The sequence below is a fragment of the Corynebacterium sp. MSK204 genome, assembly GCF_030229885.1.
Classification (GTDB): Bacteria; Actinomycetota; Actinomycetes; order Mycobacteriales; family Mycobacteriaceae; genus Corynebacterium.
On sequence record NZ_JASPGQ010000012.1, the window covers coordinates 65620 to 91304 of the forward strand.

At 57.8% G+C, this 25685-nt stretch carries 25 protein-coding genes and 4 tRNA genes; 16 read left to right on the top strand and 13 right to left on the bottom strand.

Annotation, left to right across the window (positions count from 1 at the left end):
• Positions 1-41: 41 nt before the first annotated feature.
• The gene (locus QP908_RS08660; RefSeq protein ID WP_239270056.1) at positions 42-1241 is read left to right on the top strand and encodes a glycosyltransferase family 4 protein; all 1200 of its coding nucleotides are present in this window, start codon (positions 42-44) and stop codon (positions 1239-1241) included.
• Positions 1242-1252: 11 nt separating this feature from the next.
• Positions 1253-1957 carry a demethylmenaquinone methyltransferase gene (locus tag QP908_RS08665; RefSeq protein ID WP_239270057.1) on the top strand — a complete coding sequence of 235 codons (705 nt, stop codon included), beginning with the start codon at positions 1253-1255 and terminating at the stop codon, positions 1955-1957.
• Between the two features lie 16 nt (positions 1958-1973).
• Here QP908_RS08665 and QP908_RS08670 read toward each other — a convergent pair whose 3' ends face one another.
• A complete protein-coding gene (locus tag QP908_RS08670) occupies positions 1974-3242 on the bottom strand; it encodes a geranylgeranyl reductase family protein (protein ID WP_239270058.1) in 1269 nt (422 codons plus the stop codon).
• A 98-nt stretch (positions 3243-3340) separates the two neighbouring features.
• On the opposite strand from QP908_RS08670, the gene QP908_RS08675 reads away from it, so the two are divergent.
• From QP908_RS08675 to QP908_RS08685, 3 genes are all read left to right on the top strand, one after another.
• Complete coding sequence (locus QP908_RS08675) at positions 3341-4345, top strand: polyprenyl synthetase family protein (RefSeq protein WP_239270059.1); 1005 nt, start codon at positions 3341-3343, stop codon at positions 4343-4345.
• A 109-nt stretch (positions 4346-4454) separates the two neighbouring features.
• Positions 4455-4536: transfer RNA gene (locus tag QP908_RS08680), tRNA-Tyr, on the top strand.
• Positions 4537-4564: 28 nt separating this feature from the next.
• Positions 4565-5314, top strand: coding sequence for a hypothetical protein (locus QP908_RS08685; protein ID WP_239270060.1), 750 nt, complete (start codon positions 4565-4567; stop codon positions 5312-5314).
• Between the two features lie 474 nt (positions 5315-5788).
• On the opposite strand, the gene QP908_RS08690 is transcribed toward QP908_RS08685, so the two are convergent.
• From QP908_RS08690 to QP908_RS08700, 3 genes are read right to left on the bottom strand one after another with little or no spacing between them, the layout of a single operon-like run.
• The gene (locus QP908_RS08690; protein ID WP_239270061.1) at positions 5789-6592 is read right to left on the bottom strand and encodes an ABC transporter ATP-binding protein; all 804 of its coding nucleotides are present in this window, start codon (positions 6590-6592) and stop codon (positions 5789-5791) included.
• 22 nt (positions 6593-6614) lie between these two features.
• Positions 6615-7670: a FecCD family ABC transporter permease gene (locus QP908_RS08695; protein WP_284772089.1), complete on the bottom strand. Its 1056-nt coding sequence runs from the start codon at positions 7668-7670 to the stop codon at positions 6615-6617.
• Positions 7667-8614 (bottom strand): FecCD family ABC transporter permease, encoded by a 948-nt coding sequence (locus QP908_RS08700; protein ID WP_239275285.1) that lies wholly within the window; start codon positions 8612-8614, stop codon positions 7667-7669. Before QP908_RS08700 ends, QP908_RS08695 begins: the two co-directional genes overlap by 4 nt.
• Positions 8615-8755: 141 nt before the next feature.
• Between QP908_RS08700 and QP908_RS08705 the strand changes: the two genes are divergently transcribed.
• Positions 8756-9793, top strand: a complete 1038-nt coding sequence (locus QP908_RS08705; RefSeq protein ID WP_239270064.1) for an ABC transporter substrate-binding protein — start codon at positions 8756-8758, stop codon at positions 9791-9793.
• A 165-nt stretch (positions 9794-9958) separates the two neighbouring features.
• On the opposite strand, the gene QP908_RS08710 is transcribed toward QP908_RS08705, so the two are convergent.
• From QP908_RS08710 to QP908_RS08730, 5 genes are all read right to left on the bottom strand, one after another.
• Positions 9959-11536, bottom strand: coding sequence for a phospho-sugar mutase (locus QP908_RS08710; protein ID WP_239270065.1), 1578 nt, complete (start codon positions 11534-11536; stop codon positions 9959-9961).
• Between the two features lie 3 nt (positions 11537-11539).
• On the bottom strand, positions 11540-12187 hold the full coding sequence (gene deoC, locus QP908_RS08715; protein WP_239270066.1) for a deoxyribose-phosphate aldolase: 648 nt from the start codon (positions 12185-12187) through the stop codon (positions 11540-11542).
• A gap of 11 nt (positions 12188-12198) precedes the next feature.
• Positions 12199-13554 (bottom strand): MFS transporter, encoded by a 1356-nt coding sequence (locus QP908_RS08720; protein WP_284772090.1) that lies wholly within the window; start codon positions 13552-13554, stop codon positions 12199-12201.
• Positions 13555-13569: 15 nt separating this feature from the next.
• Positions 13570-14295, bottom strand: a complete 726-nt coding sequence (deoD, locus tag QP908_RS08725; protein WP_239270068.1) for a purine-nucleoside phosphorylase — start codon at positions 14293-14295, stop codon at positions 13570-13572.
• 113 nt (positions 14296-14408) lie between these two features.
• Positions 14409-15344, bottom strand: a complete 936-nt coding sequence (locus QP908_RS08730; protein WP_239270069.1) for a sugar-binding transcriptional regulator — start codon at positions 15342-15344, stop codon at positions 14409-14411.
• A 174-nt stretch (positions 15345-15518) separates the two neighbouring features.
• On the opposite strand from QP908_RS08730, the gene QP908_RS08735 reads away from it, so the two are divergent.
• The 7 genes from QP908_RS08735 (at position 15519) to rplA (ending at position 18866) form a co-directional block, all read left to right on the top strand.
• Positions 15519-15594: transfer RNA gene (locus tag QP908_RS08735), tRNA-Thr, on the top strand.
• A 48-nt stretch (positions 15595-15642) separates the two neighbouring features.
• Positions 15643-15714: transfer RNA gene (locus tag QP908_RS08740), tRNA-Met, on the top strand.
• 137 nt (positions 15715-15851) lie between these two features.
• Positions 15852-15924: transfer RNA gene (locus QP908_RS08745), tRNA-Trp, on the top strand.
• 172 nt (positions 15925-16096) lie between these two features.
• Complete coding sequence (gene secE / locus QP908_RS08750) at positions 16097-16429, top strand: preprotein translocase subunit SecE (RefSeq protein ID WP_239270070.1); 333 nt, start codon at positions 16097-16099, stop codon at positions 16427-16429.
• Between the two features lie 129 nt (positions 16430-16558).
• The gene (gene nusG, locus QP908_RS08755) at positions 16559-17479 is read left to right on the top strand and encodes a transcription termination/antitermination protein NusG (protein WP_239270071.1); all 921 of its coding nucleotides are present in this window, start codon (positions 16559-16561) and stop codon (positions 17477-17479) included.
• Between the two features lie 170 nt (positions 17480-17649).
• Positions 17650-18093 carry a 50S ribosomal protein L11 gene (gene rplK, locus QP908_RS08760; RefSeq protein ID WP_237791528.1) on the top strand — a complete coding sequence of 148 codons (444 nt, stop codon included), beginning with the start codon at positions 17650-17652 and terminating at the stop codon, positions 18091-18093.
• 68 nt (positions 18094-18161) lie between these two features.
• The gene (gene rplA, locus QP908_RS08765) at positions 18162-18866 is read left to right on the top strand and encodes a 50S ribosomal protein L1 (protein WP_239270072.1); all 705 of its coding nucleotides are present in this window, start codon (positions 18162-18164) and stop codon (positions 18864-18866) included.
• A gap of 110 nt (positions 18867-18976) precedes the next feature.
• On the opposite strand, the gene QP908_RS08770 is transcribed toward rplA, so the two are convergent.
• Positions 18977-20314, bottom strand: a complete 1338-nt coding sequence (locus QP908_RS08770; RefSeq protein WP_239270073.1) for a cryptochrome/photolyase family protein — start codon at positions 20312-20314, stop codon at positions 18977-18979.
• A 286-nt stretch (positions 20315-20600) separates the two neighbouring features.
• Between QP908_RS08770 and rplJ the strand changes: the two genes are divergently transcribed.
• From rplJ to QP908_RS08785, 3 genes are all read left to right on the top strand, one after another.
• Positions 20601-21122, top strand: coding sequence for a 50S ribosomal protein L10 (rplJ, locus tag QP908_RS08775; protein WP_023025159.1), 522 nt, complete (start codon positions 20601-20603; stop codon positions 21120-21122).
• Positions 21123-21210: 88 nt separating this feature from the next.
• Complete coding sequence (gene rplL / locus QP908_RS08780) at positions 21211-21600, top strand: 50S ribosomal protein L7/L12 (protein ID WP_023025160.1); 390 nt, start codon at positions 21211-21213, stop codon at positions 21598-21600.
• Between the two features lie 358 nt (positions 21601-21958).
• The gene (locus tag QP908_RS08785) at positions 21959-22312 is read left to right on the top strand and encodes a HigA family addiction module antitoxin (protein WP_239270074.1); all 354 of its coding nucleotides are present in this window, start codon (positions 21959-21961) and stop codon (positions 22310-22312) included.
• Between the two features lie 141 nt (positions 22313-22453).
• Here the strand turns inward: QP908_RS08785 and QP908_RS08790 are convergent, their stop codons facing one another.
• The 3 genes from QP908_RS08790 to QP908_RS08800 all read right to left on the bottom strand — a co-directional run bounded on the left by QP908_RS08790 (position 22454) and on the right by QP908_RS08800 (position 25370).
• The gene (locus QP908_RS08790) at positions 22454-23572 is read right to left on the bottom strand and encodes an MFS transporter (RefSeq protein ID WP_284772091.1); all 1119 of its coding nucleotides are present in this window, start codon (positions 23570-23572) and stop codon (positions 22454-22456) included.
• Positions 23573-23596: 24 nt separating this feature from the next.
• Positions 23597-24502, bottom strand: a complete 906-nt coding sequence (locus QP908_RS08795; protein WP_284772092.1) for a SagB/ThcOx family dehydrogenase — start codon at positions 24500-24502, stop codon at positions 23597-23599.
• A 148-nt stretch (positions 24503-24650) separates the two neighbouring features.
• Positions 24651-25370 carry an ATP-grasp domain-containing protein gene (locus QP908_RS08800; RefSeq protein WP_239270077.1) on the bottom strand — a complete coding sequence of 240 codons (720 nt, stop codon included), beginning with the start codon at positions 25368-25370 and terminating at the stop codon, positions 24651-24653.
• Positions 25371-25685: the final 315 nt, after the last annotated feature.

Below are 25685 nucleotides of genomic sequence, written 5' to 3' on the forward strand. Positions count from 1 at the left end.
GGATTCACCAAAGGCCAAGAAAAATAGGTCATTATGGTGGCATGCGAGTTGCAATCGTGGCTGAATCGTTCCTCCCCAATGTCAATGGCGTGACAAACTCGGTGCTGCGCGTTTTGGAGCACCTGCAAGAAACCGGACACGATGCGATTGTCATCGCCCCCGGTGCCCGCGAGGGCCAAGAAGAAATCCCTGATTACTTGGGCTTTCCCATTTACCGCGTGCCCACCGTGCGCGTGCCGCTGGTGGATTCGTTGCCGGTGGGCGTGCCGACCACGGCCGTGGATGATGCGCTGCGGAAGTTCAAGCCCGATATCATCCACCTAGCTAGCCCGTTTGTGCTGGGTGCGGCGGGCGCATTTTCGGCCCGCCAACAGCGCATTCCGGCAGTGGCGCTCTACCAAACCGATGTCGCAGGATTCGCCACCAAGTACCACGCCTCCGCCTTGGCTTACGCTGTGTGGGAGTGGCTGCGCACGATCCACAACTCCTGCCAGATGACCTTGGCGCCGTCCTCGCTGACCATCCGGGATTTGGAAAAACACCACATCAAGCACGTGCGCCATTGGGGCCGCGGCGTCAATACCGAGCTTTTCCATCCCCAAAAGCGCTCGGCTAGCCTGCGCCGCAGCTGGGACCGCAGTGGAAAGAAAAACATCGTCGGCTTCGTCGGCCGCTTGGCCGCGGAAAAGGGCGTGCACCGGTTGTCCGCGCTTAATGGCCGCGAGGATATTCAGCTGGTCATCGTCGGTGACGGCCCCGAGCGCCCGCTATTGGAGGCACAGCTTCCCAACGCCGTGTTCACCGGCGCGCTCAGCGGTGAGGAGCTGGCTCAGGCCTATGCCTCGCTCGATGTCTTTGTGCACGCCGGCGAATTTGAAACCTTCTGCCAGTCCATCCAGGAGGCCCAAGCCTCTGGCGTGCCCACCATCGGCCCGCGGGCAGGCGGGCCCGTGGACCTTATCCAAGAAGGCTATAACGGCCTGCTCTTAGACGTGGATAGCTTTGTCGATGACCTGCCCAATGCCGTCGATGCGCTCTTAAACCCAGAGATCCATGCGGAGTTGCGGGATAATGCCCGCGCCTCCATTTCTTCGAAGACGTGGACCGCGCTGTGCGAGCAGCTGGTGGGCTATTACGAAGAGGTGCTGGAAGATACCCGCCGGGTGCCGCTGACCATTTTGGGGCAGCGCCCAGAGCTGCCGCGGTGGGCGGCTCGTGCCCTTGGGGCGCGCGTAGCCTAGACTAGGCATTTGTGTCTAAGGCAGATCTGGATAAAAAGCCCTTCGACGTCGCGCGCATGTTTGACGCCGTCGGCGAAAAATACGACCTCACCAATACCGTCTTGTCCTTTGGACAGGACAAGCGCTGGCGCAAGCGCACCCGCGAGCGCCTTAACCTGCAGCCGGGGGAGAAGGTCCTCGACCTCGCGGCCGGAACCGCGGTATCCACAGAAGAGCTGTCCAAATCCGGCGCGTGGTGCGTAGCCTGCGATTTTTCGCGCGGCATGCTCGCCGCCGGACGCGAGCGCGACGTACCCAAGGTGGCCGGCGATGGCATGAAATTGCCCTTTGCGGATAATACGTTTGACGCCGTCACCATCTCCTATGGCCTGCGCAATATCCACGATTACGAGCTGGGGCTGCGGGAAATGGCGCGCGTGACCAAGCCGGGCGGGCGCCTGGCGGTGGCGGAATTTTCCACCCCCATCGTCCCGGTATTCGGCACCGTGTACAAGGAATACCTCATGCGCCTGCTGCCCCCGGTTGCGCGCGTGGTCTCCTCCAACCCGGATGCCTATATTTACCTCGCGGAATCCATCCGCGCTTGGCCTGGACAAGAGGAGTTGGCGGCGGCCATCAACCGCAATGGCTGGGCCGACGCGGGCTGGCAAAACCTCACCCTGGGCATCGTCGCCTTGCACTCGGCAACGAAGCCGCTTGCCGATGCCCTGAAGTAAACCCCTTACAGCCCTCCTAGACCGCCGCGGTGGAGGCCCACAGGGGCGTATCGCGCCGGACGGCCCCTATGCTGCGGCCCGCCGTGCGCCACAGGCGGGCGATAAGGTCGCGGTCTTCCTCCGTGATGAGGTTGCCCATGAGGCGTGCGGCAGCGGGCATCAGCAAGCGGCCCACCGGACCGCGCAGTGCTAATGGGCCCGCCACGGGCAGGAATTGCGGGTAGGTCAACAGGCGGGCGGCCGTGCGCGCAAGCAGGAAGGATTCGCCATAGTGCTCGCGCAGGGTGGCCGGCCACGCGAGGGTGAAATCCTTCGGCCCGAGCATGCCCATCGCGAGCGCTGCGGTCTCGAGGCCGTAGTCGATGCCCTCGCCGTTTAAGGGGTTGACGCACGCGGCGGCATCACCAATGAGCATCCAATTGGCCCCCGCCACATTAGAGACCGCCCCGCCCATGGGCAGCAGGGCAGAGGTGACATGCTCGATGTCCCCAAGGCCCCACTCCGCGCGCTGCTGGGCGGCGTAGAACTCCAGCAACTTTTTGGTATTAATCTTGGCCGGCCGCTGTGCGGTCGATAGCGCACCGACGCCGATATTGACCTGCCCAAGCTCTGCGCCCAACGGGAAAATCCAGCCGTAGCCGGGCTGGACGGAATCGTCTTCGTCTTTTAATTCCACGTGCGAGTGCATCCACGGCTCGGTTGCCTGAGGGGAGGCGGCATAGGAGCGCGCGGCGATGCCATAGACCTCATCGCGGTGCCAGGTGCGGCCCAATTGCTTGCCAAAGGTAGAACGCACGCCATCGGCCACGATGAGCCATTTCGGCCGAATAATCTGCTCGCCGATGCGAAACGAGGTCACCCGGTTGCCCTCCATGACCGGGGCGCTCGCGGGGGTACCGGATATAAGCGTGGCACCTGCGGCGGTGGCAGCCTCTACCAGCTGCGCATCGAGCCTAAAGCGCGGCAGGGCAGTGCCCACCTGGGAAGGATAGGTCTGCGGCCACGGGGCGGTGACGTCCCCGCCGTAGCCGTGCAGCTTAAGCCCGCGGTTGCGGTAGACGGCGTTAATGGTGATGCCAAGCTTGTCTAGCTGGTGCATTGCCCGTGGGGTGAGGCCATCGCCGCAGGTTTTATCGCGGGGGAATGTGGCTGAATCAATGAGGATAGTCTCATAGCCAGCGCGGGCGGCGTGGATGGCCGCAGCGGCTCCGGCGGGTCCTGCGCCGATGATGGCGACTTCGACAGGGCGGGGGGAATCGATCTGTTCCGACATAGGGACTATCATTGCACTAGTTCAACCCCTCAAGTGTGTTAAGGGGGCTGGTTTGGACTACGGTAGATAAACGATTATCTCTGGCTTTTAATTGCAAGGAACGCTATTTAATGACTCACGGCCACTCGCATGCCACTCACGTGGATCTTGGTGATCCACAGCTTAATGAACGCATTGGCGCGGGCATGGAAGCAGTAGAAGAAAAGCTGCGCAGTGAAACTGACCGCGGCCAGGACTTCTTGAAGGACAAGGTAAGCCATCTGTCCAAGGCGGGCGGCAAGCGCTTTCGCCCGATGATGGCCCTGCTTGCCTCTGAGTACGGCGCCAAACCGGGCTGTGAAGAGGTTATTAAATCCGCCACCGTTGTGGAGATGGTGCACGTTGCCACCCTGTACCACGATGATGTGATGGATGAGGCGGACCGCCGCCGCGGCGTGGAATCCGCCAACTCCCGGTGGAATAACTCCGTGGCCATCCTTGCCGGTGATGCCCTCCTCGCGCACGCCTCCCGCCTGATGAGCCAACTAGATACCCATACCGTGGGCCACTTCGCGGATACCTTTGAAGAGCTGGTGACCGGCCAGATGCGCGAGACCATCGGTGCCGGTGAAGCCAACCCCGTGGACCACTACATGGCCGTTATTCAGGAAAAGACCGCGGTGCTTATCGCCTCTGCCGGTTACCTCGGCGCGTACCACTCCGGCGCCTCGGCCGACCACGCTGCGGCGCTGTACCGCATTGGCGGTGCCATCGGCATGATCTTCCAGATCGTGGACGATGTCATCGATATCTTCTCCGATCCGAAAGACTCCGGAAAGACCCCGGGCACCGACCTGCGAGAGGGCGTGTTTACCCTCCCCGTCCTCTACGCCCTGGAAGAGGACGGGGAAGTGGGCGACCAGCTGCGTGAGCTGCTGACAGGACCCCTAGAAACCGATGCTGAGGTCGAGCGTGCCATCGCCCTCCTGCGCCAGTCTGGCGGCCGGCAGAGGGCGCTAGAGGACATTAATGCCTACCTACGCACGGTAGAAGAACAGCTTTCCGTACTGCCGGAAAATTCCGCTAGCCAAGCGCTGCGCCAGCTCGCGGATTACACCGTTCGCCGAGTGGGCTAGCTGCTTGCTGGTGGCCCCTCCTAACATTCCATTTCTCCCCGCTGCGCTGGCGATTTGGAGGTAGGTGGGTGATTCATAGTAAAGTACATACACGCACCGCAGAGTGCATGCCAGGTTGCCCGAGCGGCCAAAGGGAGCGGACTGTAAATCCGCCGGCATTGCCTTCAGAAGTTCGAATCTTCTACCTGGCACAACATAAAGCCCCACAAGCTGAAGCTTGTGGGGCTTCGTGGCATATGCGACAAAAAGTGTGTCTTGGGGCTTAAAGGTCAAAAGGGGATATTCCAGTTATGTCTTGCGCAGGACGAGCGCAGACCTTATCATCCACCTGAGTTCATTCGTATTCCAGAATTCAAAAAGAGGTTTTCCTTGAAGTTTGGAACTAAGCTTGCTGCTTCTATCGCACTAGCTTCTGTACTCGTACCAGTGCCAGTCGCTACATCCGCAGAAAATTCTCAGAACGAGGTTCAGCAGTCAACCAACACAGGGACGGGAAATGATGTCCTTAAGGAAAGGATTGCTAAGGCCCAGGAGGAGCAACAGGCACTTCTCGTAATCAATGACGCTAATGAGAGTGGATACTCCGCTGAAGTAGTAAACGGCAATGTTCATAAAGAAGCAGACGCAGTAGTTGTAGAAAGCCCGAATGGCAAAGAAGAAGCTCTGCCCACTTCAAAGACTCTCATCACTGGAGAGAAAGTAAACATCGAATACTCGGTAGAGGGCAACCAGATCGCTGCAAAGTATTCAACGAATGTTGATCCAGAGTTGGTCGACGCAACTCTCATTCAGACTCGGTCTGCTGCTGGGTGTGCGGGGGCTGTCCTTCTAGGGGGCGCAGCAACTGTGGGATCCGCAGTCGAAGTCGCGTCCGCGCCGCTCACAGGCCCTATTGGGCCTACGATGGCTGCGGTTACCATGGCAAACGCATCTGGCTCTATCATAACAGCCGCTGACCAGTGCGGATAAATATAAGAAACACGAAAAAGTAAGGGATAAAAATGAGCCTTGGACGTAGAATGCTGATCATCTCGTTGGGTACGAACATTGCAATGCTGTGTTTCGTGAGTGCTGTTCTACAGATAGTTCTGCCGAACGATGCACCGCAGTGGCTCATCTTTGGAAATATTGTTGTATTCGTAGCAATGGTCTACAACACGTACAAAGTAGTGACCGTATGGCCGGATAAAGATAAAGAGGAAATGGCCACGGGTAGGTGATTCCCAAATTTTGAAGCGTCCTGGGTTGAGTTCCGCTCCGTTTACGACCCTGTGTTGATGGGCTGAGTGAGATAGTATTCGGTTTCCACTTTTTGTGGGGTGGCGTAGTCCAAGGCCTTATGAATCCGCTGGGCCTGACCCCCGATGTGTCTACTTTCCGGGGGTCAGGCCCTAGTTCAGATTTCCCGTCTACTCAGAGGAAAAACCTGGGACACTTCAAACTTCAGTCTGGAATGATTACTGTCCGTCCTTGCTGCCCAGCCTTGGTAACCTCTACGGGTAGGCCATATAGGTGCTCAATTAGTTCTGAGGTGATTATGTCCACGGGATTTCCGTGGGCGACTAACTGCCCGCTTTGCATCGCTACTAGATGGTCGGCGAAACGTATCGCTTGCTGGAGGTCGTGTACTACGGCGATGACTGTTTTGTCCTCGTTTTCGCTGAGGTTTCTCACCAGAGTGAGCAAGTCATGCTGATAGCCCAAATCCAAAAAGGTTGTGGGCTCATCCAGTAGGAGCACTGGGGTGTCTTGGGCTAGCGCCATGGCCAACCAAGCGCGTTGGCGTTGACCGCCGGATAATTCATTCATTCGCCGGTCAGCCAGCGAATCCAGTTCCACCGTCGATATTGCTTGGGATACCTTGTCGAAGTCTTGGCTGCTGCGTTGCCCCAACGCTCCCAGGTGTGCGAACCGGCCACGTGCTACCAGTTCCGTTACGGTGAGATGTTCAGGGGCTATTGCATCTTGGGCCATGAGCGCGATGCGCCGCGATAATTCTTTGCGGCCGAAAGAATCAATCGCTTTGTTTTCTAAGGAAATAGTGCCTGCCTCTGTGGGCAATACTCGCGCCATAGCGCGCAGAAGCGTGGATTTGCCACAGCCATTGGGGCCAATAATGCACGTAAATTTTCCGCGCGGGAAATCCACGCTTACGTTGTTTACGGCGGTGAAGTCACCGTAAGTGACGGTAGCGCCCTGTACTGCTACCGCGATGTCTCCATCGCTGTCTGAATCTGGGAAAGCCATTTTGGGGAAAGTCCTTTCAAAATTACCTGCGGTAGGTGCGGTGCGCGAAGAGCATGAGGATGATCAGGTATGTGCCGCCCAAGGTGACGGTTACGACGCCAACCGGAAGCATGGTGGGGTGGAAAAGCTGTTGCCCTATGATGTCGCAGACCAATAGCAAGGTGGCGCCGATAAGTGCACCAGCAGGGAGGCTGACTCGTTGGCCACCGGTAAGGAACCTTGTCAGGTGTGGTGCCGCTAAGGCTACGAAAGAAATCGGACCGGCCAGCGCGGTGCACAGTGCTGTTAAAAGGGCAGAGAGGAACACTAGAACAAGGCGGGTGCGGGTTACATTTAGGCCGAGGGAGTAGGCGGTGTCATCGGCAAGCTCTAGGGCCTCGCAACGCGACCTCAACGTGAAAGTTAGCACGATGATTAGTGCCAGCACGATGGCCGCTGGGCCGACGAAAATCCATTCAATGCCGTTGAGCGAACCAGCAGCCCACGTGGCCGCAGCCATAGCCGTGTCCAAATCTGCGCTCAAGATGAGGTAACGGTTGACCGCGGAGAGCGTAAGGGAGACTCCGATACCGACCAGGATGAGTCGCATGCCGCTTACCTGCCTGCGTAGGGCTAGGACGACGATGATCAGTGCGGTGATCCCGCCCCCAACCACCGCTCCTAATGCGACGTTAATAAAACTGCTGAACCCTAAGTAGCTCACCACGATCACCCCGGTATAGGCACCGGTGTTAAAACCAATGATGTCGGGCGAGCCCAGCGGGTTGCGGGTTACGGTCTGAAAAAGCGTGCCGGCAATAGCGAGGCCAGCCCCTACCACGATGGCAGCGGTGACTCTGGGCAAGCGCCATTCGTAGATTACGGTGGTGCCGAAGCCGGAGTCGGGGTGAATAAGCGCCTGCCAAGCCGACACGCGATCTAGTCCTGCGCCAGGGTACGTCAGCGCTACGACGGCAGCGAGAAGGACTGCGGCGACGCCCACAAAAAGCACAATTGTTTCGCGGCGGCGGTATCGCGCAGCGATGGTGCGTACCGAGGTGGTAGCGGCTCGCGTGGCATTTAGGTCTGTGGTCCTCATAGAACCACCTGCTTGCGTTGTGCAAGGAAAATGAGGAAAGGAGCACCGATTATTGCGACGGTTACTCCGGCGGGTAACTCGCCGGGCAAGATAAGCCGCCCAATGATGTCGGCGAAGAGAAGCAGATTTGGACCGATTAACCCACTAATCCAAATCTGATCGCGCTCATTGGTGATGCCTACTTGGCGAACCAAATGGGGGACAAGCATGCCGACAAATGCTAAGACGCCGACTGCGGCAGTGGTCGTTGCGGCGAGCAAAGATACAACAAAGAGGGCCAGTGCGCGGGTTTGGGCTACGTTGATGCCAAGTGCTTCTGCAGCGTGTTCACCCAGCGGCAGGACGGTCAGGCGGGGCGCTAGGAAAACCAACATCACTGCGGCGACGGCCAATCCGCACCCCATGAGATAAAGCGGGGTGGTAGAAGCAATATCCATGCTGCCCACCATCCATGCCTTGATTCGGGCAAAGGCTTGCGGATCTAGGAGTGACATGCCCTCAGAAAGGCCTTCGAACACAGCGCTTAACGCCACGCCGGCAAGCACGATACGGAGCGGATCTATGGCGCCAGAGATGTCTCGGCCAAGGCGCGCAACTAATAGCATGGTGCCACCCGCACCGATCAAGGCAGCGGCGGTAAAAGCTAGGGGTGAAGATAGCCCGAATACGCTAAGAGCGAGCGCGGCCGCGAAGGCGGCGCCGGCGTTCATGCCGAATACTCCGGTATCTGCCAGCGGGTTTCGGGTGATGATCTGGAGAATGCAACCGGCGACCGCGAGCCCAGTACCCGCGAGGATGGCGGCGACGGTGCGTGGGATTCGTCGCTCATACAGGATGTCTCCAGCCGTGCTGCTGCCGGGGCCGCCGCGGAGGCCTGCGACTATTTCAGAGGGGGTAAAAGACTGCGCGCCGATGAACAGGCTGAGCACAATCAGAAGCACCATTAGCAAAAGTGCAAGTGCAAGGAAGGCGCCGACCCGCCACCTGCGGCGACGAGTATTCGGTACACCCATTGGGGGGAGCGTTGATTTGGTATGCGTCATATTATTTTCAATAAATAAGTAAGTTAGCTTAGGCTAACCATTATGTCAGAAATAATGTTTAACAAAAAACGCCTGCTATCAAGCATGGCTGCCGCCGTCGCCATTGCCTTGTCACTGTCTGCTTGCAGTGCTGCCGAAAATGACGATTCCAAGGGCGGTCCGGGCAATGAAAGCGTCTCCCATAGCGGTGAGCGCTTTGGTACCGCTGATGAAGAAACCGCCAAGTTGGGAACTGATGCTGAGCCGGGCCAATTCCCCCGCACCATCAAGCACGCCAATGGTGAAACTGAGATTAAAGAGAAGCCAGAGCGCGTCGTGGTGCTGGACATGGGTGAGCTCGACTCTGTGCTGTCCTTGGGGATTAAGCCGGTAGGCATGGTTACCTCTAAGGGTGCGAATCCAGTGCCGGATTATCTGGCTGACAAGGTGAAAGACGTACCTTCGGTGGGCACCATTCAGGAGGTAAATGTCGAAAAAATCGCGGAGCTCAAGCCCGATCTCATTGTGGGCAGCCAACTGCGCGTGGACGATCTGTACGGGCAGCTTTCCGATATCGCGCCGACCGTGTTGGCTATCCGCCCAGGATATCCATGGAAGGAAGACTTCCGGCTGATCGGTGATGCGCTCGGTGAAGAGGAGAAAACCGTCGATATCCTCAATGACTATGCGGATACCTTGGCTGAAATCAAGGAGAAGATGCCGAAGGACACGACGGTCTCTATGCTTCGATTCATGCCGGATAAGATCCGCTTGTACGCCAATAAGTCCCTTATCGGTGTCATTCTGCGCGATGCAGGACTGGCTCGCCCTGAAAACCAGGACATTGATGAGCTGGCAGCGGAGATTTCTCCAGAGTCCATTTCTGAGGCAGACGGAGATTACCTGTTCTACTCCAGCTATGGCGATCCATCGGCCACTGGTGAGGACAAAATTGTTGAATCCGAACAATTTAAGAATCTGTCAGCGGTGAAGGAAGGCAAGGCCTTCCGCGTCAGCGATGACCTCTGGTTCTTGGGTCTTGGCCCAACGGGTGCGAAAAAGATTGCGGAAGAACTAGTCGAATACTTGGATGTTAAGTAATTGACCTGAGGGCATGAGGGCCCGCCCGAGTTGGGCGCTTCCCGCGTAGGGAAAGAAGAGCCCTTGTGCTCTAGTCCGCCTTATAAAGTCTTATGGGCCAGCAGATTCGCGCTATGGTGGCGAAATCCTGCTGGCCCATAAACCTGTTTTCAGTAAGCGGGCGGATTAGAGCCCGAAGTAATCGCGCAAATCAGCCGCGATGGCATCGAGGCGACCGGCGTCGGGGGACTCCAGGTAGCACTTGAGCTTGGGCTCGGTGCCGGAGGGCCGAACGATAACGCGGTCATCGTTATCGGTGAAGAACTTCGAGCCTTGGGCAAACTTTTCCACCTTGGACACCGGGGAGCCGGCGAGCTCGGTCGGTGGGGTGGCAGAGACCTTGTCCATTGCTTGGGTAATCAGACTCAAGTCCTCGACGCGGAAAGTCAGCGGCTGCGTGTGCAGGGCGCCGACCGTGGCGTAGATGTCATCCAAGAGGCCTAGGAGGCTGCTTCCAGCGGCCTTGCATTCGGCGGCGAGGCTGGCGAGCACCACGGAGGTGGAGATGCCGTCCTTATCGCGCACTGCGTTGGGATCGGGGCAGAAACCAATGGCTTCTTCGTAGCCGAAGGCAAGCTCCGGGGTGCGGGCGATCCACTTGAAACCGGTCAGGGTTTCCTCGTGGCCGAGGCCGTAGTGTGCGGCGATGCGCCCGAGCAGGCGGGACGATACGAGGGAGTTGGCGAAGTTGCCGGTAGCGCCGCGGCGGGCGAGGTAATCGCCAAGCAAGGCGCCGGTCTCATCGCCACTGAGCTGGCGCCAGGTGCCATCGGTAGGCACGGCGGCGGCGCAGCGATCGGCGTCAGGGTCATAAGCGATAAGGATATCGGCACCGATTTTCTCAGCATGCTGAATGCCAAGGTCTAGGGCGCCGGGCTCCTCCGGGTTGGGGAAAGAAACCGTGGGGAAATCTGGGTCGGGAGCGGCCTGTTCTGGCACCAGCGAGACAGTAAAGCCGCAGCGAGACAGCAGTTCCTTACCCAGTTCGGCACCTACGCCGTGCATGGCGGTCAGAGCGATGGTGATATCGGTATTTTCACCGACCAACGTGGCGGCGCGGTCGAGGTACTCCGCGCGGGTATTGACGTCCTCGATGTGATCAGAGGTGAGCGGGACCTCATCGGCATAGGGGGCCTTAGCGATGGCGGCGGCGATTTCCTTATCGGCTGGGGAGATGAGCTGCACGCCCTCGCCCGGGCCGGTGGCAACGCGGCCACCCAGATACACCTTGTAGCCATTATCGGCAGGCGGGTTGTGGGAGGCGGTAACCATAATGCCGGCGTCCGCGCCTAAGGAACGCACCGTGAAGGCGGTCAGCGGGGTCGGATTCTGCGCAGGCAGGACTAAGGCCTTTCCGCCAGCGGCGGAGATAACCTGCGCGGCATCGCGCTGGAACTGCGCGGAGCCGTGGCGGGCATCGCAGCCGATGACAACGACCGGGGTATCGACCTGCTGCTTGAGCCAGGTAATAAGACCGTAGGTGGTGCGAATGACCACGGCGCGGTTCATGCGGGATTCGCCCGCGCCCACGGCGGCGCGCAGGCCCGCGGTACCAAAGTTCAGGGGGCCCGCGAAGGCGGCGGCGAGTTCTTCGGAGTTATCTTCCTCGATCCACGTGAGCACCTGACGGGCGGTGTCCGCATCCGGATCGTGTTCGGCCCAGGTGCGGGCGTAGTCGAAATCGAAGGTCTTATCCACAGACATGGCTTAAAGCTCCTCGAGGATCTTGGCAGAGGAAGACAGCCCCAGGCGGCTGGCGCCGGCCTCGATCATGGCGAGAGCATCCTCGGCGGTGCGGATGCCGCCGGAGGCCTTCACGCCCAGCTTGTCGCCTACGGTCTCGCGCATGAGCTTGACGGCGTGGGTGGAGGCACCGCCGGCGGGGTGGAAGCCGGTGGAGGTCTTGACAAAGTCCGCCTGGGCGGCAGCGGCGGCCTGGCAGGCGAGGACGATGGCGGCATCGGAAAGCGCGGCAGACTCGATGATGACCTTGAGCACCTTGCCCGGGATGGCATCGCGCACGGCCTGGATTTCTGCCTGCAGCTCCTCGGCGCGGCCCTCGATGGCCAGCGGGATGTTGATGACCATGTCTACTTCCTCGGCGCCATCGGCAACCGCGCGGGCGGCTTCAGCGGCCTTGATTTCCGGCTTGACGGCGCCGGAGGGAAAGCCCACGACCGTGGCGACATGGAGGGACTTCGGGGTCTCGAGCGGCAGGGCGGAAGGGGAGACGCACACGGCGTAGGTGCCAAGCTCGGTGGCCTCTTTTACCAGGGCGCGGAATTGCTCCGGGGTGGCCTCTGGCTTGAGCAGGGTGTGGTCGATGTAGGAAGCAACGTCGTTGCGAGAAGTCATGATTTTCTCCTTTAGGAAATAGCAGCGGATTCTTTACGGGCCATCTTGAGGTCAGAGACCACATAGAGGCCAGAGCCGATGGCGGCGATGAAGGTGAGGACCAACAGCGTGGTGGTGTAGCTGGTGGATTCCTGCAGCTTGGCGGTATAAGCGATGCCCAGGGGCACGGCGATATTGATGGTGAGGTTGTAGAAACCAATGGCGATGCCGGACTTGGCTGCGCTGATATTGCGCAAAGCGGTATTGACCAGTGGGGCGTACATCAGGGCAAAGCCGCTGGCAAAGGCCACGATGGCGATGATGAGCACGGAAACGTGAACCTGCGCGAAGAACGCGGCGAACAAGAGCGCGCCGGCAACCATGCCAAAGGCGGTGTAAATGGTGGCGCGAGAGGACATGACCTTGCCAATTTTGCCGGAAAAGATGCCGACGAGGATGGCGCAGATATAGCCCGGCACCATCAACAGCGAGGCCTGATCCAAGCTCATGCCGTGCATGTCATGGGCTGCAAACGGCAGCAGGAAGATAAAGCCCAGCTGCGTGGAATAGACAAAGAGCACCATGATAATGGTCCACACGTAGCGGCCATTGGTGAAGAATTCCGGGGTAACCACGGGGTTCTTCGCGTTCTTGATGTGCACGATGAATGCGGCAACGCCCACGATGGCGAAGATGAGCCAGTACCAGGTGTAATCCTGCATGAACAAGATAAGAGCGCTGGCAAAGAGGGCAACGTAGAACAGGCCGAGCGCGTCCAGGTGGCTTTCCACGGCCTCATCTTCCGGCACATTCTTAATGATGGGCGGAATGGTCAGCAGGAGGATGAGCGGGATGAGGAACATCGCCGTCCAAGACACGTGGGTGGAGATGAACCCGGAGGTCAGCGCGCCAATGAGCAGGCCAGCCTGGAAGGCGGCGGTGGAAAAGCCGAGGTAGGTCTTTTGATCATCCTCGCTCAAGTGCTTGGTCACGTAGATGACATAGAGTGTCTCAGCGGCGGCCAAACCGGTGGTTTGAATCAGGCGGCCGGTTAATATCATGGCCCACGAACCAGAGAAGACGAAGGCCAGGATGGAACCCACGGCCACAAAAACGATGCCGGTAAGCATCAGTTTCCGGATAGAAATGGAGTCCGCCAAGGCGGCGTAGACGACGGCGCCGATACCAATGATCACGCCGGCCAGGGAGGCCTGCAGCGACGCGGTCTTATCGGAAATTTCGAGCGCTTCCGCGATCGGCATGGTCATCGTCTTGAAACCATTGTCAATGATAAGGGAGAAGACGAAGACAAACAGCAGGATGGGGACGGCGGCCTTGGGGTTTACCTGGGTGCGCTCACCCGGGGTGGCCTTAACTTTTTTCAGCATGGCGGTGGGTCCTTATTAATCCAGCGCGTTGAGCGGCAGAGCAAGCTCCACCATGGTGCGGAAGGCGGTCTGACGGTCTTCAGCGGAAAGCTGCTTGCCGGTGACGATGTTGTCGGAGACGGTAAACAGGCCCAAGGCGTCAACACCGGCCTCGGCGGCGGTGGCATAGAGGGCCGCGGATTCCATCTCCACGCCGAGCACGCCCATGTGTGCCCAACGGTCGTTCACGGTCTGGTCCATGTTGTAGAAGATGTCCGAGCTCAAGATATTGCCCACGTGGATGTGCTGGTTCTGCTTCTCGGATTCATCCACCAACGCTTTAAGCAGTTTCCACGATGCGGTGGGGGCGTAGGTGCCTGGCAGGTCATACTGGGACAAGAAGTTGGAATCGGTGGAGGCAGAGGAAGCAACGATGACATCGTGCAATTCGATGTCCTCTTGCATCGCGCCGATAGAGCCGACGCGGATGAGCTTTTTCGCACCGAACTTGTGGATGAGCTCCCAGGAGTAAATACCGATGGACGGGATGCCCATGCCGGTTCCCATGACGGATACTGGCTTGCCGTTATAGGTGCCGGTAAAGCCCAGCATATTGCGGATCTCGTTGAATTGGACGGTGTCTTCGAGGAAGTTATCAGCAATGAACTTCGCGCGCAGTGGGTCACCGGGCAGCAGGACGGTCTCTGCGATTGGTGCGCCGTGCGGGTTGATGTGCGGGGTGGAAATGTCGGTGGCGGACATTGACGTGCTCCTCCATGTGAACTTCGGGTGTGTACATGGGTTAGTCTAGCCCGCCCGGAACCAATGTCAATAGAAAAGTTAACAAATGTTCCTTAAGTGTGACGCGTTTTATGTTAATTAAGCTCCAATAGCCTGTGAGCTGTGGATTGATCAGTCACGAGGTGGGTGGCCAAGCCCATCTCAAGGGCGACATTAATGGCGCGGGTTTTGGTGTGCCCACCGGCAACGAGCACGCGCGTGGGGCGTTGGGCTAAGTCCTTCAAATCGATGCCGACGGTGCGCGCATCCACGGCGGGGGAGGCGATGGCGCCCTCGGCGGTATAAAAGCGGGAACAGACATCGCCTACGGCGTTGGTGAGAAGTTCCTCACTTTCTTCCTCGGTGAGGTAGCCCAGGTTCAGCGCCAGGGACTCCTTTTCGATGGCCCCCGCGGTAAATACCGCCACGTCTACCGACGCCCCCATATCGAGGATTGTGGAGATATGCCGGTCGCGGACGACCCACTCCTTGGCCTCGACGGAATCGAAGATGACCGGGAGGGGGAGTAGGTGCGCCTCCGCATTAAAAGCCTGGGTAAACGCCTGCATGGTGTGCAGATCCTTGGTGGAGCGCTCCGAGTGGGAGTGTCCGCCCTTGAGTTGGACGATGTCCACGCCCTCTAGCGGACGCTTGCGCAAGTGGGAGGCCACCGCGGACATGGTTTCGCCCCAGGAAAGCCCCACTGAAGTGTGATCGGTAATGAGCTCTTCCAGTAGGGCGGCGCCGGCGCTGCCTAGATCCGCAAGCAGGGATCCGCCGGGAGGAGTGGCGGTGACGCGGGCATCGGCAAGCGAAAAACGCTCGCAGAGCGCAGAAACCAGCTCATCGGACTGCTCGCGGGGATCGGTGATGCTCACGGTGACAAAGCTGCGCTCGGCGGCGTGGGTGAGCAATTTGGAGACCGTCGGCCGGGAAATCCCCAGGTGCGCCGCCACCTCCGCCTGCGAAAAACCGGAGTTGTAGTAGAGCTTCGCGGCGTCGAGAGAAAGACAGTCTTTATGATCCAGCATGCCTTTCATTCAAGCACATCGGGCGGGCAGGAGCACCATCGTCTAAGCCGCAGAAAATTCCCCACTTATGGACGCTGACGTGGCGATTTGTGCAAAGTGGAGGTGGCAGGTTACATTATTGAAGTCCGCAACGGAGAGCACAACGAAATATTGACGTGCTTGATGCTGGGATATGCCCCCTTAGCTCAGTCGGCAGAGCGTTTCCATGGTAAGGAAAAGGTCGACAGTTCGATTCTGTCAGGGGGCTCCATTCATGTCTGGAGGAATTACCTTCCTTCAGGATGAAGGTGTTCACCATGGCGGTGTAGCTCAGTGGTAGAGCAAGCGACTCATAATCGCTGTGTCGCGAGTTCAATTCTCGCCATCGCTACCGGGAAAGAAAAGCGCCACTACGGCGCTTTTTTACTACCGTGCCTATGGCCTTAGCGGAGCACTGGTTTCCGTGCGGAATTAGGGATCTGGTAAGGTCATCGGCGCGTGACGTTCAAGCGTCACGGATAAGAAAATAGGGGCGTGGCGCAATTGGTAGCGCAACGGTCTCCAAAACCGTAGGTTGCAGGTTCGAGTCCTGTCGCCCCTGCAAGAATCCCCGTCACCAGCTTTCCAGGTGGCGGGGATATTTTTGTCACAGATTGGCGCACCCGCCCTGGCGTGCTTTCCTGCCCGTGCAGCTTTTGCTAGGGTTGACAAAGTTATGTCTGGGCGGGGTTTCGCGCCCGGAAAAAGATTTCATTTCCCAAGGAGGGTTAGCTGTGAGCGATGAGCAGCAGCCGAACGGCTCGGCGGCCCCGCGTCCCACCGGTAAGCGCCAGCTTTCTGGTGCGGCTTCCACGACCTCCACGGACTCGGCGAAGAAGAACGTCGTCCGCGTTGAGGATAAAAACCGCACCGATAGTCCGGGTGGCGGCATCGCCGCATTCCCCGGTGAGGTTGTCTCTGAAATGAAGAAGGTGGTTTGGCCCACCCGTGGGGAGATGGTGCAGTACACCCTTATCACGTTCGCCTTCTTGATCGTCATGACCGCCTTGGTCTGGGGCGTCGATACCCTGGCCGGCCTCGGAGTTGAGAAGATTCTGACTAATTAGCTAGAATGGTCCTATAAACTTTTATCCCGCTGTTTCCGCACTCCGGAACGGCGGGATACTTTTTGCCCACACGCGCCGCGGGTAGGCTGGTTCTACAACACGCGCCGATGACATTTTGGAGTACCACTCATGAGCGACGAGAATAACGTCGAAAACCCAGGAACCTCCCTAGAGGAGGCCATGCAGTCCAACGTGCAGGAGCAGGCTGCAGAGCACGCCAGCGCAGTCGAGGACGCCCAAGAGGAGGCCGCAGCACCGGCTCAGGCTGACACCGCTGGCGCAGAAGACGCTGCGCTTGCCGATGCCCCTTCGGCGGAGGCCGAGCCTGCGGCGGAGTCCGAGCTCGCCGCAGAAGAGGGCACGGCAGAGGCTTCCGCCGAAACCGAGGAAGAAGCTGAGGACGCCGCTTACCGCAAGCGCCTGCGCGAATTCACCCGCGAGCTGAAGAAACAGCCGGGTCAGTGGTACATCATCCAGTGCTACTCCGGCTACGAAAACAAGGTGCGCACGAACCTCGACATGCGTGCGCAGACCCTTGAGGTGGAAGACTCCATCTTCGAGGTAGTCGTCCCCATCGAGCAGATCATGGAAAACAAGGACGGCAAGAAGAAGATTGTAAAGCGCAAGCTGCTGCCGGGCTACGTTCTGGTACGCGCTGAGCTAAACGATGCCGCCTGGTCCGTCATCCGCGAAACCCCCGGCGTTACTTCCTTCGTGGGCAACGAAGGCAACGCGACGCCGGTGAAGACTCGCGACGTGGCTAAGTTCCTCATGCCGAATGAAGCTCCCGCCACCAAGGGCGAGGCCGCCCCGAACGAGCAAGAGGGCGAGCAGGTCGTTGAAATGCCGGAGAAGGAAGTGGCCAAGAAGTACGCCCACGACTTCGAGGTGGGCGAGGCCGTTACCATCCTGTCCGGCCCGCTAGCTGCCGTGTCCGCCACCATCTCCGAAATTGACCCGGAGACCGGCAAGATGCAGGGCCTAGTCTCCATCTTCGGCCGCGAAACCCCAGTGGAGTTGTCGCCGACGGAAATCGAGCGCATTTCTTAAAAAATGATTTTGTGCAGGGCGCACGGTGTTCTAGACTGGAACGCCGTGCGCCTTTTGCGTGCGCACGCGAAAATCGTTTCATCCTCCGGTGGCCCACTGAGGTGAGCATCCGGACGGGCCGCGTTATTCATCGTGACGCAGGTCCGGTACCACAGGAAAGAGGTAATTCGATGGCTCCAAAGAAGAAGGTATCTGGCTTTATCAAGCTGCAGATCGAGGCTGGCGCCGCTAACCCGGCACCGCCAGTTGGCCCGGCACTCGGTGCCCACGGCGTCAACATCATGGAATTCTGCAAGGCTTATAACGCCGCTACCGAGAACCAGCGTGGCAACGTGGTCCCTGTTGAGATCACCGTCTACGAAGACCGCTCCTTCGACTTCAAGCTGAAGACCCCGCCGGCAGCCAAGCTGCTGCTGAAGGCCGCAGGCGTTCAGAAGGGCTCCGGTGTCCCGCACACCGATAAGGTCGGCTCCGTCACCTGGGATCAGTGCAAGGAAATTGCACAGACCAAGTTCGAGGACCTCAACGCCCGCGACATCGAGGCCGGCGCACACATCATCGCTGGTACCGCCCGCTCCATGGGCCTCGAGATCGATGGCGCACCGGAGAAGTAAAAATTTTATGTGGTAGGGCCAGCTTCGGCCCGCCAAATACCACGCCAATCCAGAAAAGGAATTGTTAAATGAGCACCAAGTCTAAGGCTTATAAGGCCGTTGCGGAACTGGTAGATAAGTCCCGCCTGTACCGTCCGATCGAGGCCGCAAAGCTGGCCAAGGAGACCTCCTCCAAGAACTTCGACGCCACCGTTGACGTCGTCTTCCGCTTGGGCGTTGACCCACGCAAGGCTGACCAGCTGGTGCGCGGCACCGTTTCCCTGCCTAACGGCACCGGTAAGGACGTTCGCGTCGCCGTCTTCGCAGAGGGCGAAAAGGCTACCGCAGCTCAGGAAGCTGGCGCTGACATCGTTGGTACCTCCGAGTTGATCGAGCAGATCAACGAGGGCAACCTGAACTTCGACGTTGCCATCGCTACCCCCGACCAGATGGCCAAGGTTGGCCGCGTCGCCCGCGTCTTGGGCCCACGTGGTCTGATGCCTAACCCGAAGACCGGTACCGTGACCAATGACGTTGCTAAGGCAATTAGCGAGGTTAAGGGCGGTAAGATCTCCTTCCGCGTGGACAAGGCTGCAAACCTGCACGCCATCCTTGGTAAGGCTTCCTTCGATGCTGAGAAGCTCGCTGAGAACTACGGCGCCCTCATGGATGAAATCCAGCGCCTGAAGCCTGCTTCCGCAAAGGGCATCTACATCAAGCGCGCTACCATCTCCACCACCTCCGGCCCAGGTATTCCTGTGGACGGCTCCGTGCAGAAGGGCTACACCGACTAAGACGGTGATAGCGCATAGAGCGTGAACGAAGACCCCGAGGATTTTCCTTGGGGTCTTTTGCATCGATCATCAGGCCCTACGGTGTAAACGAAGGGCCTAGGTATTGGGCATTAGTCTGCGTCTTTGATCTCGGCGTAGGCATCTAGGGCCGCCTGGCGCGACTGCCTGAGGTCCACGATGGGCGGGGCGGATAGCGTGGGCGCCCACTGGCGGATATACGCACCATCCGGGTCGAAGCGCTGGGCCTGGTTTTCCGGGTTGAAGATGCGGAAGAAGGGTGCGGCATCGTCGCCGCACCCGGCCACCCATTGCCAGTTAAATGGATTGGAGGCGGCGTCGGCATCCACCAGGGTGTCCCAAAACCACTCCTCGCCTAGGCGCCAATGGATGCCCAGGTTCTTGGTAAGAAACGAACCCACCACCATGCGCACGCGATTGTGCATGTAGCCGGTGTGCCAGAGCTCGCGCATGCCGGCATCGACAAGCGGAATGCCTGTCGTGCCCTCCTGCCAGTCCTTCAGCCGCGGGTCATCCCAGGACCAGTCGAAGCGGTCGAAGTTTTGCCGCACGTTGCGGGTGGCCAGATCGGGCAGCTGGTAGAGCCGGTGCCAGGAAAAGTCGCGCCACAGCAACTCGGACTGAAATTTCTCCGCGTCGGGCTCCTCGGCGGCGGCCACCCAGACCTCGCGCGGGGATACCTCGCCAAAGCGCAAGTGCGGCGAGAGCAGGGACGTGGCGTTGCGCGCGGGTATATCGCGCTCCTCGGCGTAGTGAGCTAAGTCGAGCTGGGCTAGGCGTTCGCGCGCACCGGCCTCTCCGGGAGTCCAATACTGGGCGAGCGACGCAGCCCACTGCGGTTCATCGGCGCTGGGGTTGGGCCAGCTACTGCTTGCCGATGCCCCCATCTCCCGCCCCGCCAGCAATTCCGGCACGGGCAGCGGTTCGTCATCAGCGAGCTGGGACCGCGCGGCGGCAGCGAAGGGAGTAAAGACCTTATAAGGTTTGCCCTGGCCATTGGTGACCTCCCATGGCTCCACGAGGGTGAAACCGGGGCAGGAGATGGCGTTAATTCCGGCATCGGCAAGCGTTGCTTTGACCCTCGCGTCTACCTCGCGCAGCGGGCCGTGGTAGCGGCGGGTCCAGGTGACGGTATCGGCGCCAACCTTGCGGGCGATGCGGGGAATGACGGTGCGGGCATCGCCGGTAGCGCGCATAAGCTTCACCCCACGGGAGGCAAGCTCCTGCGCTAGGGCATAGAGCGAACGCTCCCGCCACCAGTGAGTGGCGCCACCGAGCGGCCGGCTGCCGGGGTAGGCGGGCTCATCGAGGACAACGGCCACTAACTCTGGCGTTGAACCGTTTTTATCGGCGGCGGCCTCCGCGGCGCGGGTAAGGGCCTGGTTATCGGATAAGCGCAGGTCATCGCGAAACCACATGAGGGAAGTCATACTAAATAGCCTACGCGGGTGGGCAATTTGGGAATACGAGGAAAGCGCGGTAGTATCCCTTGTGAAGTTTGAACGGCCTTGTGGCCGAGTCAAAGTTCACCGAAGACCGTTGGTCATCCACTAAGGATTGAAAGTTCTCCACCTTGGAGGCGGCCCACGCAGGAGACACTTTGCGCATTCCGCGACATTTCTCATGTCGCACGCCCTGTGCTCTTGCACGGGGCTTTTCTTTTCGGAAGGCCCCGGCGGAAAATAAAAGAGATGTTTTGGAAGGAGGCGAGAGACAATGGCAAACCCAAAGAACACTGCAGACTTGGCAGAGCTGAAGGAAAAGCTGGCCGATTCTAGCTCCGTCGTTTTGACTGAGTACCGCGGCCTGACCGTATCCCAGCTGCAGGAGCTGCGTAACAACCTGGGCTTTGACGTTGACTACTCCGTCGCCAAGAACACCCTCTTCAAGATCGCTGCCAACGAAGCTGGCATCGAAGGTCTTGATGATTTGCTGACTGGCCCGACCGCAATTGCGTTCATCAAGGGCGAGGCAGTAGATGCTGCGAAGGTCATCACCAAGTTCGCTGATGACAACAAGGCACTCGTCATCAAGGGTGGCTACATGGACGGCGACGCATTGTCTGCGGAGCAGGTTCAGGCCATCGCCAAGCTGGACAACCGCGAGACCACCCTCGCAAAGCTGGCTGGCGCTATGAAGGGTTCTATGGCGAAGGCAGCCGCTGTCTTCAACGCTCCTGCAACCAAGGCGGTTCGCACCGTTGTTGCTCTGCAGGACAAGAAGGAAGCAGAAGCTTAAGTCGTCACGACAGACGCACATATAAAACACCGTGCTTGCTACCTCATCACCGGGGAACAAGCACACAACACAGAAAGGACTTGCCATCATGGCTAAGCTCACCAAGGACGAGCTCATTGAAGCTTTCAAGGAAATGACCCTCATCGAACTGTCTGAGTTCGTTAAGGAATTCGAGGACGTCTTCGACGTTGAGGCTGCTGCACCGGTTGCCGCTGCTGCACCGGGCGCTCCGGCTGAGGGCGGCGCTGCCGCTGCTGAGGAGCAGACCGAGTTCGACGTCGTTCTGACCGACGCTGGCGCTAAGAAGATCGGCGTTATTAAGGCTGTCCGCGAGCTCGTCTCCGGCCTGGGCCTGAAGGAAGCTAAGGAAATGGTTGAGGGTGCACCTAAGGCCATCATCGAAGGCGCTTCCAAGGACGACGCTGAGGCTGCTAAGACCAAGCTGGAAGAGGCTGGCGCTTCCGTCGAGCTCAAGTAATTTTACTGAGCTTCACGCTTTCGAAGCCCCCACTCTTACCGCGCTATACGCGGTGGGAGATGGGGGTTTCTCCCGTTTTATATGCCCCTCTTGAGCTCAGAGGGTCGTTGCAACACTTTCCCTTAGGAGGGTGTTGTTGTGCCTGGAGTTGTGGGCCCGTTTCATTCGTTGTCTGAGTCGGATCGTCTTGAACCTCGGCACCTAGCACATCAGCACGTCCCCGACGGTATTTCAGGTCCGAGGCTGCGTTATCCCTCCGGATAAGTGAAATAGTCCTAATACCAGAAGGCCAGATGGGCTAAACATATAAGTTCACCAACACATCCTGTCGTTTAGGCCCCCGAAGGAGCTGTTGGCGTTGACTTTATCGACTACCACTGAAGCACGCAATCATGTTGATGTTGTTCCCGTTCCGCATCCCGGAGAAATTCTTCTCCTAGGATTCCTCAAACCCTGCGGAATTACCCAGTATCGCCTGGCCAACGACATTGGCACTACCCGCTCTCAAGTCTGCAAAATCACCCGCGGTGCGCTCGGTATCAGCGCCGATATGGCCTTGCGCTGGTCGGCCTACTTTGGGAATTCCGCGGAGTTCTGGCTCGGACTCAAGAGGAATACGATCTGTGGAAAACTCGCCAGACCACTGATGTCAGCGCCATCGTTCCGTGGAATCACAAAGAAGAAGCCGAGTCTCATTCATAGGAACAGTTGACTTGCGCTCATGAGTGGCTAGGGGAATTCCCTTTCTCCCTCGCGTCTGCTTGCGCAAGGACGCGATCGGCTCGGCGCACAAAGATAAGGGCAGGCCCGATAGCGAGGAGCCCGGCGAGCGCATTGGCCCACAAACCAGTGGTCAAGGTCCAGCGATGAGACAATGCGGCCAGCGGGGTCGACCACACACACTAGAGAGTGAAACGACGGTGCTCATTTGGATATTGGTGACTCGGCCAAAAGTTTCTTCTGCCAGAAGCCTGTGGAGTGCGGCATAGGTTACCGCGCCGGCGGCTGGGGCTGTAAGAACAGACAGCCCTAAGGGGATGATCATCAACAGGCTGGGGCTGAGCAGGGCACCACATGCGATTGATGCAGCAACCCAGGCGCATGTGCCTACCTGAAGGGTGGCGAAGGAGAACTTCTTCTGCAACCAACCCGTCGACAAAGCCCCCACAATCCCGATGAGGCCTATGGACGTGCGGGCTAGTCCCGTTACCCATCCAGGGTTATTCCCCTCCTCCAGTATGAGGACCGCCATGAACAGCGAGCCGTTAATTGCGCAGTTCGACAGTGTTTGCATGGCAATGAGCCCGCGAAGTAGTGGCGCGCGAGCCACGATGGCTAAGCCTTCCTTCGTCGTGCGTAGGAGCTTGTTCTCTGCCTTCTTTGTGGGGTCTAGGCGAGCCCTGATGAAGAGGAAGAAGACAATGGTGAGGATATTTGCCAGACCGACAAACACGAAGGGCAGTGCCACGTTGACTTCTAGAAGCGCGCCGCCCACAGTGGGGCCGATGAGTCCCGCAAATTGCAGACGTGCTTGGATGAGCCCTTGTTTGGCGGCGAGCTGTTCTTCCTCAACGAGCTGGGGCAGGCAAGGGTCGGAGCAAGCTTGACCTATCCGGTAAAAGAACATCATGCTCCCGAGAAGCGCACCGAAGACCATGGGGGAGAAACTTCCGGATAGGATGAGACTCGCTAACGCGAGGTTGAGTACCCCGGCCAGAGCGTTGGTCACAATGATGAGTGGCTTGCGGCGCCACATATCCGCAAGAGAGCCGCCGATGATTCCGCCTGCCAGTGCAGCTATTCCGGTGATGGTTCCATACAGGCCGGCAAGGGTAAGGCTATCGCTCAAGCGTAGAGTGACCACCGGAATAGCAAGCCCGGCTCCTACCCCGGCTATCTGAGCCACGAGGTCAGACCACAGGAATAGTCTAAAATCACTTGGGTTGGTGCGATCAACTTCATTTATATTCAATGCTCCTCCTATAACAAAGCCATCTCAGTCGTCCTTAGGCCCAACTGCAATTAGCATGCCCCAGAGGAAAGATCGCCAATCTAGTCCCGCGTTGTCAGCGATGATGTCTTCCCGAAAGAGAGAAATGCCCCGAGAGAGGTGGCCAGTGGCTGTAGCAACCATTTGAATAACTTGGCTAAGGTGCCCAATTTCTAGCCAGAGCGTTCGAATCGAGTTTAGACTTTCGTATTTCCAGGATATGACTCGAGGATCACCAACAGTAATAAAATGTATTGGGGCATCCACGACATGCGATTGTTTCCCAACCGCGGTCTTCCATTCCTTATAGGGCTCTAGATGATTGAGAAACAGTAAGGAATGGTTTTTCGGGTGGTATAAATAATAACCATCGTCGATTGAATCGCATCTACTAACGCGGACAATGAGCTCGGTTGAGCACAATCCTCCGGCAGATGGGGCCGAACGAAAATGGATGTTTCCGGACTTCTGTTCGTTTGTTGTTGGGCGCTTTGAAAAGCTTGCGGAATCGTAAAGGATTGATGCTAGTGACCTAAGGCTAATTGATTTTAGCTCTGTATTCGTAAAACGTGCAGATTTTCGAGAATTCAAAACAGATTTGAAGCTTCTGGTGTAGCTTATTGTCTCGCCGTGCGGAAGGTTCAATTCCTGCTTGGCGAAAATCGGATTCTCCCATACATGATGCGGTGGGCCGGTGAGCGCGAGTTTTTCCCTTAAATGCTGGTGATGCTCATCTAGTTGAGCGATTGTCTCGCCGGAACGGACTCCGCTGGCAAATGCGTAGTCGCGCGCGAGCGGAGGAGTATCGGGCCACATATCTAGAACCGTGCATTCGGTATTGGGGGGTTCATTAGAAAAATGCTGTAGTACCCCTAAGTTCTGGAGTTCCGGAAATGAATCTTCGCTAGACACGACCGTTACTCCACTAATAGTTTGACTATCTAGTAAGCGGAAGAGTTCCTCCCTTGCCTTCTGGTTTAAGATTGTCTGAGTTTGCTCTAGAGGGTTGTCCCAAACGAGGTACGGTCCCTTGAACCGAAAATGGCCCACTGTCGCTATTCTAAGCATCGTTTAAAGTCCTTTGTAAATATCTAGCAATGGCGTTGGAGACGAGATTCGTGCCAGCTCGGTCTTCGTAGAATAGCCAATCGAAGCAAACGTTACATTCAAGAAATATTGGGTCACCTCCTTGTATTAGGAGGTCGATGGCACATAAATTACAACCGGATAGTTGGGAGTATTCAATTAGAATATCTTTTAATCTTTGGGTAGATTTATATAGAGATACGCTCACGCCGTTGTTCTCTTGCCACAGGTCGTCTGCATTGTCATATCCTGATACTCGGAAAACGATAACTTCTTGGTCGATTACGTAGCAGCGGAGCTCATACTCTGAGTTCATATACTTCTGGAATAGGAGAGGTACCGGCTCATCACGAGTTGATTCATCTAGCTTCAAACGTTTAGGCATAGCTCCAAGAAGTGTTCCCGGAGTCGGTTCTACCCAGTGGGGGCCAATCGGTTTGGCAATTGAAAAGGGAAACGCCGCTTCATATCCAATTGACGTTTGAGGGGTAGTAAGTCCAATAGAATTGGCGAGCTGAATTTGTGCAAGCCGTGACCGAGCGTTACAAAAATGGTTTACGCTAAATAAAGCAATCTCTTCAAGCGTTTGTATGTAGGATATTGCCTGATCTTTGATATAAATTATTTCCTCTTTAGCGCAGGATATATTTTTTATAGATTCGCGTGAAAAATGGCGGATCCAAGCTACTGCCACCGTGGTGTTGCCATGTTCCGTAACCAGTCTTCCGAAGTTATCTATTGGTAATAGCTCTTTACTGAGTTCGCCGTCGCTGTCAATTCGTACGACTCCAATGTTTTGGCTGGCGAGAATCAGCGACAGGAGGTCACATTCTCGGTCATCTTGGCGGGTTATGAAGACTACACTTTTTGATGGAAGCGATTCGGGGTGATTGTGGCGGAATTCTCGCTGAAAATCGTTGCTTGGGCCTTGAATGACGCGCGACGCTATTTAGTACCGGTAGGGCGGTATCGAGTACCGACCGGTGCGGATATCGGGTACCGGGGGTAG

Excerpts from the sequence above, each read along its gene's own strand:
- deoD (WP_239270068.1), bottom strand. The coding sequence starts at position 14,295 with ATGTCCGCCACCGACATTTCCACCCCGCACATCAACCCGCACGGCGCA.
- QP908_RS08730 (WP_239270069.1), bottom strand. The coding sequence starts at position 15,344 with ATGCTGGATCATAAAGACTGTCTTTCTCTCGACGCCGCGAAGCTCTAC.
- QP908_RS08720 (WP_284772090.1), bottom strand. The coding sequence starts at position 13,554 with ATGCTGAAAAAAGTTAAGGCCACCCCGGGTGAGCGCACCCAGGTAAAC.
- nusG (WP_239270071.1), top strand. The coding sequence starts at position 16,559 with ATGAGCGACGAGAATAACGTCGAAAACCCAGGAACCTCCCTAGAGGAG.
- QP908_RS08705 (WP_239270064.1), top strand. The coding sequence starts at position 8,756 with ATGTCAGAAATAATGTTTAACAAAAAACGCCTGCTATCAAGCATGGCT.
- QP908_RS08675 (WP_239270059.1), top strand. The coding sequence starts at position 3,341 with ATGACTCACGGCCACTCGCATGCCACTCACGTGGATCTTGGTGATCCA.
- QP908_RS08710 (WP_239270065.1), bottom strand. The coding sequence starts at position 11,536 with ATGTCTGTGGATAAGACCTTCGATTTCGACTACGCCCGCACCTGGGCC.
- QP908_RS08695 (WP_284772089.1), bottom strand. The coding sequence starts at position 7,670 with ATGAGGACCACAGACCTAAATGCCACGCGAGCCGCTACCACCTCGGTA.
- rplJ (WP_023025159.1), top strand. The coding sequence starts at position 20,601 with ATGGCAAACCCAAAGAACACTGCAGACTTGGCAGAGCTGAAGGAAAAG.
- rplL (WP_023025160.1), top strand. The coding sequence starts at position 21,211 with ATGGCTAAGCTCACCAAGGACGAGCTCATTGAAGCTTTCAAGGAAATG.
- QP908_RS08690 (WP_239270061.1), bottom strand. The coding sequence starts at position 6,592 with ATGGCTTTCCCAGATTCAGACAGCGATGGAGACATCGCGGTAGCAGTA.
- QP908_RS08670 (WP_239270058.1), bottom strand. The coding sequence starts at position 3,242 with ATGATAGTCCCTATGTCGGAACAGATCGATTCCCCCCGCCCTGTCGAA.
- QP908_RS08660 (WP_239270056.1), top strand. The coding sequence starts at position 42 with ATGCGAGTTGCAATCGTGGCTGAATCGTTCCTCCCCAATGTCAATGGC.
- QP908_RS08700 (WP_239275285.1), bottom strand. The coding sequence starts at position 8,614 with ATGGTGCTTCTGATTGTGCTCAGCCTGTTCATCGGCGCGCAGTCTTTT.
- rplA (WP_239270072.1), top strand. The coding sequence starts at position 18,162 with ATGAGCACCAAGTCTAAGGCTTATAAGGCCGTTGCGGAACTGGTAGAT.
- QP908_RS08770 (WP_239270073.1), bottom strand. The coding sequence starts at position 20,314 with ATGACTTCCCTCATGTGGTTTCGCGATGACCTGCGCTTATCCGATAAC.
- deoC (WP_239270066.1), bottom strand. The coding sequence starts at position 12,187 with ATGACTTCTCGCAACGACGTTGCTTCCTACATCGACCACACCCTGCTC.
- rplK (WP_237791528.1), top strand. The coding sequence starts at position 17,650 with ATGGCTCCAAAGAAGAAGGTATCTGGCTTTATCAAGCTGCAGATCGAG.